This is a genomic window from Rhodoferax sp. TH121, assembly GCF_002251855.1.
In the GTDB taxonomy this organism is placed as follows: domain Bacteria; phylum Pseudomonadota; class Gammaproteobacteria; order Burkholderiales; family Burkholderiaceae_C; genus Allorhodoferax.
The window spans coordinates 75591-88917 of the sequence record NZ_NOXW01000012.1; the positions used below are offsets into that span (position 1 = coordinate 75591).

The window sequence follows — 13327 nt, forward strand, 5'->3', positions numbered from 1 at the left end:
AAACTAACCCGCCAAACCCCTGCTTTTGTGTTTTCCGGGGTGTATGCGCTGTGATATTGCGAACGCTTTTGCAAACGTCCTAAAGTTTTCTACGCACTACCCGAAAACAAATGCAACGGGTTCCTAGCGGGCTCGTCGTCCGGAAGGCGTCAGGGTCGGCGCACCGGTCATGGCGGTCAGCAGCAATGCTGACGTTGAGATCGGCATTTCGCCGGAGTACGTGAGTTTTTACCAGGAGTTATCAAAATGGCAGCCACCATCAATACCAACGTCAACTCGTTGACAGCTCAGCGCAACTTGACAGCCAGCCAGTCTTCTTTGAGCACTTCGATCACACGCCTGTCCTCTGGCTTGCGCATCAACAGTGCCAAGGACGACGCTGCCGGCCTGAGCATCTCGGAGCGCTTCACTTCCCAGATCCGCGGCTTGACGCAAGCGGCCCGCAACGCCAACGATGGCATCTCTCTGGCGCAAACCGCTGAAGGTGCCTTGGGTGGCGCAGGTACCATCCTCCAGCGTATTCGCGAACTGGCTGTTCAATCTGCCAACGCGACCAACAGCGCCAGCGACCGCTCTGCTTTGAACCAGGAAGTTACGCAGTTGACTTCTGAGTTGAACCGCATTGCACAAACCACCCAATTCAACGGTCAAAACCTGTTGGATGGCAGCTTTGCCAGCGCCACATTCCAGGTGGGCGCGAACGCTTACCAATCCATTACCGCCACCACTGCCAACTTCACGACTGAAAAATACGGCAACAACCGCATTGGATCGGTAGTGGCTGCCTCGGCTGGTGCCGTTGGTGACTTGGTGGTGGGCTCCACTGCGGGCGCCAATGCATCGACTGCCACGGCCACTGACACCATAGCGGGGGATACTGTGACCGTGAACGGTGCCTCCGGTACTGCCACCGTGACCTACGCTGCAGGTGCCAGCGCCAAGACGGTAGCCGCCTTGTTTAACGCGCAATCTGGCACGACAGGTGTCACTGCGACAGCACGTACCGAAATTGACTTGACCGCCTTCACAGTGTCCGAGTCCTTTTCGATCAACGTGACGTCTGATAACGGGACTGCCGTGGCTGTGTCGTTCAGCACAGGCGCAGCTGCAAATGCTGACGGCTTGGCCGCTGCCATCCAGGCGTTCAACGAGAAAACCTCGCAAACTGGCGTCACTGCCAAGCTGAATGCTGCAGGCACAGGGCTCACGTTGACCAACGCTAGCGGCAATGACATCGTTCTGGAGAACAATGCCGCAGTAGGTACGTTCAGCGCAGGCGCCGTGGCTTTGGCTGTCGGCGGTGGTGACGCTGTTGTCAAGGGTGCCATCACCTTGGATTCTGACAAGTCCTTTGGTATCGCCAACACGGCCCAAGCCGCTGGTATTGGCTACTTCACAGGCGCAACCTCTGCCAGCCAGTTGCAGGCTGTGAGCACCTTGGATGTGTCGACTGTGGCGTCCGCAACCCGTACCCTAACCACGGTGGATGCTGCCATCGGTGCTGTGGCCAGCCAACGTGCCAAGTTCGGTGCCCTGCAGTCTCGCTTCGAGACCACAATTGCAAGCCTGAACACAACGTCCGAAAACCTGAGCGCATCGCGTTCGCGGGTGCAGGACGCAGACTTTGCAGTGGAAACTGCCAACCTGTCCCGTGCCCAGATCTTGCAGCAGGCCGGCACCGCCATGGTGGCGCAGGCCAACCAGTTGCCCCAGGGCGTGCTGGCCCTGTTGCGTTAAGACTGGTCACCCAAGGCTTCGCGGTTCATACTGCGAAGCCCGGGAGCGGCGGTGGGCTTGGGCCTGCCGCCGCTTTGGTTCTGGAAACTGGCCTTTTTCCGGGCTTTGGGGTGGTGTAGAAGACGCAAAATCCAAGGCTACAGATAGAACAAGGGGCTCCTATGGCTACCATTTCATCCCTCGGTATTGGCAGTGGCCTGGATTCTGAGGCCATCGTGACCAAGTTGGTGGCCCTGGAAAAGCAGCCCCTCAAGGCGCTGGAGACCAAGGCGACGTTTGTCCAGCAGCAGATCTCGGCTTTCGGCCAAATCAAATCCCAATTCTCTGCGTTGGCGGACGCCGCTGCCGCGATGTCGAGCGCCAGTGCCTGGGCGGCACGCAACGGCTCGTCCTCCAATGCCAATGCCGCAGCTATCACCGTCACCTCCAGCGCGGCGGCCACCTCGTTCACACTGGATGTGGATCAGTTGGCCAAATCACAATCCGTTGCATCCGCCCCGTTGACTGCAGGTTCGGCCGTGGGTGCGGGCACTTTGGTGTTGCGTTTGGGCAAGTGGACAACGGGTCCCGCAGCGTTCACACCCTCCGCTTCTAGTGCGGATGTGAGCATTTCGGTCACTGCCACTGACACTGTGGCGACCCTTGCGGCAAAAATCAACGCCACCAACTCGGGCGTGGTGGCGACGGCATTCAACGATGGCACGCAAGACCGTCTGCTGTTGCGATCCAAGGAGACGGGCGAGGCCTCCGGCTTTCGCGTGCAAACAACGGTGGATGCCGACGGTGTCACCAATGACGATGCGGGCTTGTCCCGTTTGTCATTCGATCCGCAAACAGGCGCCTTTGGTATGGCGGGTGCTTCGGCGGGAGCCGTTCAGTACGGTACAGATGCCAAGGCCCGCATCAATGGCCTGGCGGTGACCTCCAAGAGCAACACACTCACGGGCAATATCCCGGGTGTCACTATCAACCTGCTGGCGACGACTACGACGAACTATGGACTCCCCGGAGAGGTGTTGGCGCCTGCAACCTTGACTGTGAGTGAGGATGTGACGCTGGCGGTCAAAAATGTGCAGAACTTTGTCACGGCGTACAACGCCTTGGCCAAAACCTTGGGTGAGATCACCAAATATGATGAAGCCACCAAAACGGCCTCCTTGTTCCAAGGGGATTCCACCATTGTTGGCATGCAAAGTGTGCTGCGCAGCGTGGCAAGCTCCATCAGCAACGGCAGTGCATACCAGCGTCTGGCAGATGTAGGGTTAACGCGCGAACTGGACGGTACCCTATCAATGAATACCACCAAACTCGCGGCGGCGGCCAACAACGGGACGGAGCTGCAGAAGCTGTTTACCACCGACAACAAGAACTCCCAGACCAACGGGTTTGCGCTGAAGTTCAAGGAGCTGGCTCAGGGTGTGTTGGCCACGGGAGGCGCAGCCAAGAACAAAGGCGAGGCTTTGGAGGGGGTTTTGAAGCGAAATATCGAGGAGCAAACCCGCGTCACCAACCGGGCGGCAACCTTCGAGGCCCGTCTGCGCAAGCAATACAGTGCGCTGGACGCCAAGATGGCCAGCCTGTCAGCTCTGGATGCGTATGTCAGCCAGCAGGTTGCTACCTGGAACAAATCCACCAGCTGAGTGGCTGAGCCCACAGGTCCTTTGATCTAAACGAAGTTCTTCAGTTGGTGTGCAGACTGCCGATACTAAGTACAAGAAACTAAGGATCTGCACTATGTTTACCTCTGTTAACAGCCGCACAGCCGCCGCCTACAAACGGGCCAGCGTGGAAGCGAGTGTGGAAATGGCGGACCCCCACCAGCTCGTGACGCTGTTGTTTGAAGCCTTGCAGCGCCACATTGCCGCTGCCAAGCTGGCTTTGCAGGCCAAAGACGTGCCCCAAAAGTGCAAACAAATTGGTGCAGCCCTGCGCATCTTGGAAGAAGGTTTGAAGGCACCTCTGGATTTGGAGCGTGGTGGCGAAATTGCTGCCAATCTGAACGCTTTGTACGACTACTGCGTGAACCGTCTGGTGATGGCCAATGCCCGTAACGACGAAGCCGGCTTGGACGAAGTTGCCGCCTTGATTGAGCCTGTCGCCAATGGGTGGAAACAAATCCAGGGCAAAACACCCGCCTATCTGCGCCCCGTGTGAGTTGGGAGAACGCCACATGCCCTTGATGTTGATCGATTACTACAAAGCTATTGAAGACAGCAGCGCCAAGATGCTGGAGGCCGCCAAGGCGGAAGACTGGGATGGCGTGATGCGCTTTGAGGGCGCATGCGCAGTCTTGATCGAGCAGTTGCGGGAGCGAGCCCGATCCGAAGAGCTGGATGTGCATTCACGGGCGGAAAAGTCAAAAATCATGCGACGTATCCTCAATAACGATGCGCAGATTCGCTATTTGGCTGAACCGTGGTTGACGCACTTTGAGCACAAGCTGGAAAGCCAGCCCGCATTTTTGCACTGACTGCGGGTAAGCCGATAGCCGCGGTCAAAGCGGCATAACCGGGGTTTTTGGGGTGTTGTTCGGGGGCTCTGTGTGCAGAGGGCTCCGTAAGATGGTGGCCGATACGGCTCTATCCCTACACCCTGCACATGGTTGCCCCGCCCTCCTTAGCCCCCGATGAATTGAAGCTGGCATTGCGCCAGCTGCGGGCTGCGTTCGTCACCGTGGCGGTATTCAGTGGCTTTCTGAACCTCATGATGTTGGCGCCATCGCTCTACATGATGCAGGTCTATGACCGGGTGCTGAGCAGCCGCAACGAGACAACGCTCGTGCTGCTGACGGTGTTGATCCTTGGCGCCTACCTGTTTATGGCCGCGCTCGAGACCATTCGCTCCTGGGTATTGATTCGGGTGGGGGCCAGGCTCGACGACCTGCTGGGCGTGCGGGTGCTAGGAGCCACTTTTGAGCGGGTGTTGCGGCAACCCGGTAACAGCACTTCACAGCCCCTGGCAGACCTCGCGACCCTTCGCCAAACCTTGACCGGTCCGGGCTTGATTGCGGTATTGGATGCACCTTGGGCGCCGGTCTACCTGATCGTCATTGCTTTATTCTCCACTGAGGTGGCTGTGTTCACCCTGGTGGGGGCATTGGTACTGATCGCGCTGACCTGGCTCAACGAAAAACTGGCCAAGGCCAGCTTGGCTGAAGCCCAAAAGTTCAGCATGCTGGGGCAGCGTGAGCTGAGCAGCCACTTGCAGAACGCGGAGGTGATTGAGGCCATGGGCATGCTGGGCAACATCCAGCGTCGCTGGCGCAAGACGCACCAGCAAGAAATTGCCTTGCAGGCCAAAGCCAGCGACCGGGCGGCGGCAATGGGCAATGCATCTAAGTTCGTCCGGGTCTCCATGCAGTCCCTGGCCCTGGGGTTGGGAGCGCTTCTGGTACTGGAAGGGCGTTTGACGCCGGGCATGATGATTGCCGTGTCTTTGCTGACCAGTCGGGCGCTTGCGCCAGCGGAGTCGGTTGTCGGCCATTGGGCCACGTTGGCGGCAGCCCGCGCTGCCTACCTGCGTTTACGCGAGCTGCTGGGGGGCTTCCCGGCTCGCCCTGCCGCCATGCCTTTGCCAGCTCCTACCGGTCAAGTCAGCTTTGAGGGCGTTGCCACGGCAGCGCCAGGCGCACGCCAAGCCATCATCAAACAGATTAGTTTCACGCTGCAGGCGGGGGATTCTGTGGCGGTCATTGGCGCCAGTGGCGCGGGCAAGTCCACCTTGGCGCGCTTGCTGGTGGGGGTATGGCCTGCTCTGGCAGGCACGGTACGTCTGGATGGTGCCGATTTGTTCCGCTGGAGCAAACAAGATCTGGGTCCACACATTGGTTATTTGCCGCAGGACATTGAACTGTTTGACGGAACGGTGGCCGAAAACATAGCCAGGTTTGGCGATGTGAACCCCGAGTGGGTGGTGCTGGCGGCCCAACGGGTGGGGTTCCATGAGCAAATACTGCGCCTTCCCCAAGGGTATGACACTCCCCTAGGACCGGGCGGGGCATCCCTGTCCGGGGGGCAAAGGCAGCGTATTGCGCTGGCACGGGCTTTGTATGGCGATCCGGTGTTGGTGGTACTGGATGAGCCCAACTCGAATCTGGATGACGCTGGCGAGAAGGCCCTGGCAGATGCCATTCGGGATTTGTCCAGCCGCGGGAAAACGTCTGTGTTGATCACGCACAGGCCCTCGGCCTTGACGGTCACCAATAAATTGATGGTGTTGCGGGATGGAACAGTTGCAGCGTTTGGGCCGCGCGAGGATGTGCTGGCCGCCATCAATGCGAGGGCTGCCGAGATGCCGCCCAGTACGCCACCGCCCGGACCGCCCAAGGGGGTTACGCCCCCCGTATTGGTTGACAAACCGCCACCTGCGCTCGCTGGTGGCTTGCCGCCTTTCAATCTGAAGTTCAACGACTGACATGAGTGCCGTGCTCGACAACCCGTCTTTTGGCTCTGCCCCTGTGGTGGACCTCAATGACGCACGCCCCCGACGCTGGGGCTGGTGGCTGCTGGTGCTGGGGCTGGGCGGCTTTTTGGCCTGGGCGACGTTGGCGCCGCTCGATGCGGCGGTGACATCCAGTGGCTCGGTGGTGGTGAGCAGTAGTCGCAAGCTGGTGCAGCCGGTGTCGGGTGGCAAGGTGGCGGCTATTCTGGCGCGCGATGGTGACCAAGTCGTCGCAGGCCAAGTGCTGTTGCGTCTGGACAGTACCCAAAGCCGAGCCTTGCTGGACATTGCGCGCGGTCAATGGCTGGTCGCCATGGCGACCCAAGCTCGCCTGAGCGCCGAGAACCAAGGGCTGCCAGCAGTGGATTTTCCGCCTGCGCTACTGGAGTTGGGCAATGATGCGCGTGTAGCCGAGGTCATGGAGTTGCAAACGCGCTTGCTGGAGTCCCGCCGACAAACGCGCAGCAATGAGATGCAAAGCCTGGAGGCCACGTTGCGGGGATTGGAATACCAGGCCCAAGGGCATGAGGCTGCCCGATTGGCCAAAGAAAGTCAGAGCAGAATGCTGCGTGAGGAGTTGCGCAACCAACGTACTTTGGCCGACGAGGGGTTTTTCCCGCGCAACCGGGTGTCGGAGCAAGAGCGTTTGTTTGCGGGCATTCAAGGGGGGGTGGCAGAGGATTCCAGCAGTGTGGGCCGGACTCGCCAGGCGATCGCGGAAGTCCGGGCGCGTATTGCGACCCGTCAGCAAGAATTTCGCAAAGACATCGAATCCCAGCTTTCCGATATCCAGCGCGAGACTTCCGGCTTGGAGAGTCGTATGCGGGGGCTGGAGTTTGATCTCGCAAATACTGAGGTTCGCGCACCCGTGAGCGGTACGATCATGGGGGCTTCGGTGCATACCGTGGGCGGTGTGGTGAGTGCGGGCACCGCGCTCATGGAGTTGGTCCCCAAGGACGATCCATTGCGGGTAGAAGCCCAATTGCCCGTCCACATGGTGGACAAAGTCCGGCCGGGCCTGCCTGTCCATGTGCTCTTCAGCGCTTTGAACCAGGCCAGTACTCCGCACATCGAGGGGCGGGTGGTTCAGGTGTCGGCCGATGCACTGGCTGATTCAAGGCAGAATACCAATTACTTCAAGGTGGTGGTTGAGGTTACCCCCCAGGGCATGACGCAGCTGCAGCACCAGGAGATCCGGGCGGGCATGCCCGCCGAGGTATTCATCAAAACTGGAGAGCGCACTTTCATGAGTTATCTGCTCAAGCCCCTGCTGGACCGCATGAACCGCGCGTTTATTGAGCCATGAGCAAAGGGCGCGTGCACCGCAGGGCTTGGGTGCTTGGACTGTTTGCTTTGGCAAACACCTGTTTGTATGAAGTGGCATGGGCCGGGGACTTTGAGCGCGCCTACCTGGCGGCACTCCAGAACGACGCGCGCTATCAGGCGGCGAAGTATGCGTTGACGTCGGCGCAGCAGGCATCTCCACTGGCCTTGAGTTCCTTGCTGCCGAGTGTGTCTGCAAGCCTGTCTGAGACCGCTGTACAAGGTACTCGCAACACGGATGTGGCTGGCGGCGGTACCGTCTCCTCGGATCTGGATTACCGCGCGCCGTCGCAGAGCATCAACTTACGTGCCCCGTTGATCAACCTGGAGGCATCGGCCCGTTACCGGCAAGCCAATGCCCAAGTGGGCTCTGCAGAGGCCGCTTTTGCTGCCCGCAAGGCGGAGCTGGTAGATCGGCTGGCCTTGGCCTATTTGCAGCGCATGCTGGCGGAGGATGCATTTCTGTCCATCCACGCGCAGGTCCATGCCGTCGTAGAGCAGCGTAATTTGATGCGACGCCGCTTTGAACAGGGTGAGGGCACCAAAACGGAGGTGGCGGAGGCGCGCGCCAACCTGAGTCTGGTGCTATCGCAATGGGCAGACTCCCGCGATCAGATGACAAATGCGCGCAATGCGCTGAACTCCCTGACGGGCCAGCCACAAGAGGTCATTGCCCGCTTGCCCGCCGGTTTCTCGCCGCCACCTCTGGTTCCCAATGCCTTGCAGACGTGGCAGGACATGGCCTTGAACAACAACCCGGATGTGCTTGCCCGCAAGTTCGCCGTGGATGCCGCAGTGGCGGGGGTGTCACGCAGCAACGCGGGGCATATGCCGCGTTTGGACTTGGTGGCCAGTGCCTCCAGCAGTCGCAACGAGTCCGTGAGCAGTCTGAACCAGTCTGTCAACCAAGGGAGCCTGGGAGTCCAGCTCAATATTCCCATCTACAGTGGTGGCGCTGTGAAGGCTGCGGTAACTCAGGCCATGGCCGAGCAATCGCGGGCCGAAGCCGAACTGCTGGCCGAACAGCGTGCAGCCGAGCTGGAGGTGGGGCGCTTGTTCCAGGCCGTATCGTCCGGTGGCGCACGTTTGCTGGCGTATCAGGATGTGCTGGAGTCCAGCCAAGTGGCACTGGAGGGCACGCGGCGTGGGCAAGCCTCCGGGCTGCGCACCAATGCCGATGTGCTGGAGGCGGTGCGCAAGGTGTTCCAGGCGCAGCGCGATTTGGCCCAAGCCCGCTACGACCACATCTTTCAGCGATTGCGCCTCTATAACAAAGCTGGTGTAGCGCCGGATGCGGTGGTCTCTTATATCGATGAGTTGCTGGGTTCGACCGAAGGTAGCCAGCCTTAAGCCATGACCCAAGTGGCCACGGATTCCTTTGCTGCGGCGTGGTCGCTGTATACGCAAGGCCGGGTGTCGCAGGCCGCGCAAGCCTTCGCTCAGCTCGTCCAAGCGCGCCCGGCCTGGGGTGAGGCACTGCACATGCAGGGTGTGTGCCACTTGCAGCTCAAGCAGCATGCCCAGGCACTGCCTGCTTTGCAGGCCGCAGCACAGTACACGCCGCAAGACCCCTCCGTGCATTCAAATTTGGGCTTGGTGTTGCGCGCACTCAAGCGTTGGGACGAATCCCTGGCTGCCTACGACCGGGCATTGCAGCTCAAGCCAGATTTCGCGCAGGCATGGGCCAACCGCGGCAATGTTCTACGAGACATGGGTAGGGGGGATGCTGCCGTTGCGTCCTACCAACAAGCCTTGGTGTGTCAGCCTCACTATGCCCAGGCACTGCATGGTTTGGGGCTGGCCTTGGGCGATGTGCGGCGCTGGTCAGAAAGCCTGGCTGCCTTCGATGCGGCGCTACTTCAGCAGCCTGACTACGCCGTTGCCTACATGGATAGGGGCAACACCCTGCGTGAGCTGGAGCGTGTGCCTGAGGCCTTGCAAAGTTATGAACGTGCGCTGCAACTCAACCCACAGTACGCACAGGCGTGGTCCAACCGGGGGGTGGTGCTGAAACGGTTGGGACGCATGGCAGACGCCGCAACGAGCTATGAACGCGCCATTGCAATCGACCCAAGCTTTGTGGACGCCATCGTCAACTATGCCACCTTGCTCAAGGACATGATGCGGCTGCCATCCGCCGTAGCCATGAATGGCCGGGCCTTGGCCCTGGATCCGGACAACAGTGGCGCCCACCTGAATCTGGCAATTTGCCATTTGGTGTCGGGAGACTGGGCGCTCGGCTGGCCACACTATGAGTGGCGCTGGAAGACGGAGCAGCTCAAGGATGGTGTGCGCACCTTTGCGCAGCCGCAGTGGCAGGGTGAGCCTCTGGAGGGGAAAACCATCTTGTTGCATGCAGAGCAGGGTCTGGGTGATACCTTGCAGTTTTGCCGGTTTGCGCAAATGCTGGCGGCCAGGGGGGCGAAGGTGCTGCTGGAAGTGCAGGCGCCCTTGCTTGGCGTTCTGGCACAGCTGCCTGGCGTGCACGCACTGTTGGCCCGAGGCCAGGTACTGCCGCCCTTCGACCTGCATTGCCCTTTGCTGAGTGTCCCTCTGGCATTGGGCCTAACGCTGGCCAACTTGCCACCCGCCAGTGCCTATTTGCAAGCCGATGTGGAGGCGTCCCGGGCATGGCGGCACCAGGTGGGGCAGGGCGAAGTGCGTGTGGGTGTCGTGTGGTCTGGGCGGCCAGAGCACAAGAACGACCACAACCGCTCCATTCCCTTTGAAGAGTTTCAACGCATGTTTCGGCCCGGGCTGCATTTCCACTGCCTACAAAAGGAATTCCGCCCTGCCGACAGGCAAGCGCTGGCGAGTCGAAGCGACGTGGCGGTGTGGGACAGTCTGTTGCACAGTTTCTCGGACACTGCGGCCCTGATCGATGCGATGGACGTGGTGGTGTCGGTCGATACGTCCGTGGCGCATCTGGCTGCGGCCATGGGGAAGCCAGTGTGGTTGTTGCTGCCCTTTAGTCCTGATTGGCGCTGGGTCATCGGTCGTGACGATTCACCGTGGTACCCCCACATGCGCTTGTTCCGCCAAGCCAGCACTGGCCAGTGGGCACCGGTGCTGGAACAGATTTACCAGGCCTTGGGCCAGTTCGCCCGATTAGAGGAGACCTAAGCATGTACGAAACCAGCAAATCCATTTTTCACCGTTTGGCCGACTCCCGGTATGCCACGCGCTACTTTGTGGGACAGGGCATCGACATAGGCGCCGGTCCGGATGCCTTGGGACAGTACGCCGAATTCTTTCCGTTGATGCGCTCTTGCCGTGCCTGGGACATGCCCGACGGGGATGCCGAGCTTCTGGCCACCGTGGAGGACAACTCCTTTGATTTTGTTCACTCCTCCCATTGCTTGGAGCACATGCGCAATGTGGAGGTGGCGCTGGACAACTGGTTGCGTGTGCTGAAACCCGGCGGCCACTTGGTGTGCCTGGTACCCGATGAGGACTTGTACGAGCAAGGCGTCTTTCCCTCGACGTTCAACAGTGACCACAAACATACCTTTACCATCCACAAGAAGACGTCTTGGTCGCCTAAAAGCATCAATGTGACCACCTTGCTGGCCAACACGCGTGCCGATATCCAGGTCAAGAAAATTGAGCTGCTGGACGCGACCTTCCGTTACAGCCTGCTGGCCGCGCTGGGCAAGCGACTGGATCAGACGACGACCCCTGTGGGTGAGAGTGCAATCGAATTTATCGTCAAGAAGCTGGCTTAGTCGCCTGCACAGCAGGCGGAGCGAGGGAGCCTGATTACTCCGACAGCTTGCGCAGCGTAGCCTTGAGTTGTGCCAGCTCGGCCTGCGCTTTGGCTGCTGCCTGTTGTGCCTGAACCAGCCGGTAGTCCACAAAGTTGTCCCACACACAAGGCGGGTGCTGGAAGTGTTGCTTGAGTTCCGTGTGTTCCTGTGCCACGTAAAACCGGTTGACTGCGTCGAAGTAGACAAAGTCGTATCCGGTACGTAGCAGCTCAGGCTCCCACTCGTCAAAATTGGTCTGGGGGCGGTTAGGCAATGTGCTTTCCAGCACGATCAGCCAAGGCCGAAAGCGCGTGCGGTCCAGCCCCTGCAGCACCGCGAGCTCCGCGCCCTCTACATCCACACTGAGCAGGTGGATGTCACCTCTGGGGCGGTGCTGTTGCAGCAAATCTGTCAAGGTGTATTGCTGTACCGTATGTTGCTGTACAGGCTTGCCTTCGCGCGCATGCATGGCCGCAATGGCCTCGGAGGTGGTGGCGTTCTGCTCGCGTTCGGCGATCTCGAAGAAGGTGACCTCGCCAGTGCGGTTGCCCACAGCGCCGCGCACCAGAATGTCTTCGGGACGCTGTGTCTCCCAGAGGGGGTGAAAGCGGGTCTGAGGTTCTACCACCAAGCCACGCCAGCCGCGCTGGTAGAGACAGAAGGTGTTGCTGTCGGCAATGGGTTGGTAGGCGCCTACGTCGATGAAGAAGCCCTGCGGCACCTGGCTCAGGGCCCGGTTGATCATCACATCTTCAAAGTTGCGGGTGAACGATAGGTAGGCCATGCGGCACTTTCTTCAGGGCGAGGTTCGGCGGTGCAAGCGGCGGGTGTGGTTGGCATCGCTGCGTACCGCCTTGAGCAGGTTCTTGAGGGGCGCACTCCAGTCCTGCCGCTTGGTTTGGCGGTACAGGCGTGCGCTGGGGTACCACGGGGAGTCTGTCCGAGAAAGCAGCCATCGCCAATCTGGAATAAAGGGCAAAAGCACGCGTACTTTGACGCCCAGTCCCCCCGCCAAGTGCGCTACCGAAGTGTCCACGGTGATCAACTCGTCAACCAGACTCAGGATGGCCGCCGTGTCTTCAAAGCTGCTGATCTCGGCGCTCAGGTTGGTGACTTTGCAGTGAGGCGGAAGTTCTGCGAGCTGCGCTACGGCGTCGCCTTTTTGCACGGATAGATACTCCACCCCCTCCAGTTGCAAAAGCCCTTGCAGCTGCATCAGGCGCAGCGATCGGTTGGCGTCATTGCCGTGGGTGGGGCGCCCCGCCCACACCAGGGCAATGCGGTAGCGCTTGGCGGGCCCAAGCCGCTGCTGCCAGTGGGCGAGTTTGGCCGGGTCAGCCTGCAAGTAGGGGACCGTTGCTGGCACGGTCTGTACCGTGGTTCCAAATCCTGCGGGCAAACTCAGCAAGGGGCACTGGTAGTCGAAGGGAGGGAGTTCGGCGCCGCTGGGCACGATGTGACCCAGTCCCTGCACCCGTGCGGCAATGCTGTGCACTTCTGCTTGTACCACCAAGATCACATGCGCCCCCCGCTGTGCCAGCAGTGGAACAAAGCGCAGGAACTGCAAAGTATCGCCAAAGCCCTGTTCGGCATGCACCAGAATGCGCTTGCCTTGCAGGTCCTGACCCGTCCAGAGTGGCTGGGAAAAGCTGCGCTTTTCCTTGGCGTCGGGTTGTTGCCAGCGGCTCTCGTACCGTGGCCAGCCCGCCGCAAAGTCGCCGGTCAGCAACTCCAGCAGGGACTGGTGCAGAGCCGCCTTGATGTGGCCTTGGGGGGCACTTTGTGCCTGGCGAAAGGCCTGCAATGCAACATCAAACTGCGCGGTTTCCTTCAGGGCAATGCCCAGGTTGTATTGGTATTCCGGGGCGTTGCGGGTCAGGGCCACGGCGGCCTGGGCGGCCTGCAGCGCTTCATCCCACAGCCCCAAGGCGCCCAGCGTGTTGCCCAAATTGGACTGGGCTTGGGCGTTGCCCGGTGCCATCTTGACGGCGGTGCGCTGGTAGTGCAAGGCCTCTTGCAAAAGGCCTGCCGCTTTCATGAAGGCGCCGCAGTTGGACCAGGCTTCTGGGTCGGAGGGGGCT

General features: G+C 60.3%; 10 protein-coding genes and 1 pseudogene. 9 read left to right on the forward strand and 2 right to left on the reverse strand.

Going from position 1 to position 13327, the window contains the following annotated elements; genetic code table 11:
• Nucleotides 1-246: 246 nt before the first annotated feature.
• From CHU94_RS00760 to CHU94_RS00800, 9 genes are all read left to right on the forward strand, one after another.
• Entirely contained in the window at nucleotides 247-1737 is a 1491-nt protein-coding gene (locus CHU94_RS00760; protein ID WP_094475736.1) for a flagellin, read from the forward strand.
• Nucleotides 1738-1898: 161 nt separating this feature from the next.
• Nucleotides 1899-3377: a flagellar filament capping protein FliD gene (gene fliD, locus CHU94_RS00765; RefSeq protein ID WP_094475738.1), complete on the forward strand. Its 1479-nt coding sequence runs from the start codon at nucleotides 1899-1901 to the stop codon at nucleotides 3375-3377.
• 94 nt (nucleotides 3378-3471) lie between these two features.
• On the forward strand, nucleotides 3472-3891 hold the full coding sequence (fliS, locus tag CHU94_RS00770) for a flagellar export chaperone FliS (protein WP_094475740.1): 420 nt from the start codon (nucleotides 3472-3474) through the stop codon (nucleotides 3889-3891).
• A gap of 16 nt (nucleotides 3892-3907) precedes the next feature.
• Nucleotides 3908-4207 carry a flagellar protein FliT gene (locus CHU94_RS00775; protein ID WP_094475742.1) on the forward strand — a complete coding sequence of 100 codons (300 nt, stop codon included), beginning with the start codon at nucleotides 3908-3910 and terminating at the stop codon, nucleotides 4205-4207.
• A gap of 128 nt (nucleotides 4208-4335) precedes the next feature.
• Complete coding sequence (locus tag CHU94_RS00780; RefSeq protein WP_094475744.1) at nucleotides 4336-6150, forward strand: type I secretion system permease/ATPase; 1815 nt, start codon at nucleotides 4336-4338, stop codon at nucleotides 6148-6150.
• Nucleotide 6151: 1 nt separating this feature from the next.
• Nucleotides 6152-7483 carry an HlyD family type I secretion periplasmic adaptor subunit gene (locus CHU94_RS00785; protein ID WP_094475746.1) on the forward strand — a complete coding sequence of 444 codons (1332 nt, stop codon included), beginning with the start codon at nucleotides 6152-6154 and terminating at the stop codon, nucleotides 7481-7483.
• Between the two features lie 47 nt (nucleotides 7484-7530).
• Nucleotides 7531-8850 carry a TolC family outer membrane protein gene (locus CHU94_RS00790; RefSeq protein WP_217901271.1) on the forward strand — a complete coding sequence of 440 codons (1320 nt, stop codon included), beginning with the start codon at nucleotides 7531-7533 and terminating at the stop codon, nucleotides 8848-8850.
• A gap of 3 nt (nucleotides 8851-8853) precedes the next feature.
• Nucleotides 8854-10623 carry a tetratricopeptide repeat protein gene (locus CHU94_RS00795; RefSeq protein WP_094475750.1) on the forward strand — a complete coding sequence of 590 codons (1770 nt, stop codon included), beginning with the start codon at nucleotides 8854-8856 and terminating at the stop codon, nucleotides 10621-10623.
• Between the two features lie 2 nt (nucleotides 10624-10625).
• Nucleotides 10626-11225 (forward strand): class I SAM-dependent methyltransferase, encoded by a 600-nt coding sequence (locus tag CHU94_RS00800; protein ID WP_094475753.1) that lies wholly within the window; start codon nucleotides 10626-10628, stop codon nucleotides 11223-11225.
• A gap of 34 nt (nucleotides 11226-11259) precedes the next feature.
• On the opposite strand, the gene CHU94_RS00805 is transcribed toward CHU94_RS00800, so the two are convergent.
• Together CHU94_RS00805 and CHU94_RS00810 are read right to left on the reverse strand one after the other, a co-directional pair.
• Entirely contained in the window at nucleotides 11260-12030 is a 771-nt protein-coding gene (locus CHU94_RS00805; protein WP_094475755.1) for an FkbM family methyltransferase, read from the reverse strand.
• 12 nt (nucleotides 12031-12042) lie between these two features.
• Nucleotides 12043-13327: pseudogene (locus tag CHU94_RS00810) on the reverse strand (tetratricopeptide repeat protein); the annotation flags it as partial.

Excerpts from the sequence above, each read along its gene's own strand:
- CHU94_RS00760 (WP_094475736.1), top strand. The coding sequence starts at position 247 with ATGGCAGCCACCATCAATACCAACGTCAACTCGTTGACAGCTCAGCGC.
- fliD (WP_094475738.1), top strand. The coding sequence starts at position 1,899 with ATGGCTACCATTTCATCCCTCGGTATTGGCAGTGGCCTGGATTCTGAG.
- fliS (WP_094475740.1), top strand. The coding sequence starts at position 3,472 with ATGTTTACCTCTGTTAACAGCCGCACAGCCGCCGCCTACAAACGGGCC.
- CHU94_RS00775 (WP_094475742.1), top strand. The coding sequence starts at position 3,908 with ATGCCCTTGATGTTGATCGATTACTACAAAGCTATTGAAGACAGCAGC.
- CHU94_RS00780 (WP_094475744.1), top strand. The coding sequence starts at position 4,336 with ATGGTTGCCCCGCCCTCCTTAGCCCCCGATGAATTGAAGCTGGCATTG.
- CHU94_RS00785 (WP_094475746.1), top strand. The coding sequence starts at position 6,152 with ATGAGTGCCGTGCTCGACAACCCGTCTTTTGGCTCTGCCCCTGTGGTG.
- CHU94_RS00795 (WP_094475750.1), top strand. The coding sequence starts at position 8,854 with ATGACCCAAGTGGCCACGGATTCCTTTGCTGCGGCGTGGTCGCTGTAT.
- CHU94_RS00800 (WP_094475753.1), top strand. The coding sequence starts at position 10,626 with ATGTACGAAACCAGCAAATCCATTTTTCACCGTTTGGCCGACTCCCGG.
- CHU94_RS00805 (WP_094475755.1), bottom strand. The coding sequence starts at position 12,030 with ATGGCCTACCTATCGTTCACCCGCAACTTTGAAGATGTGATGATCAAC.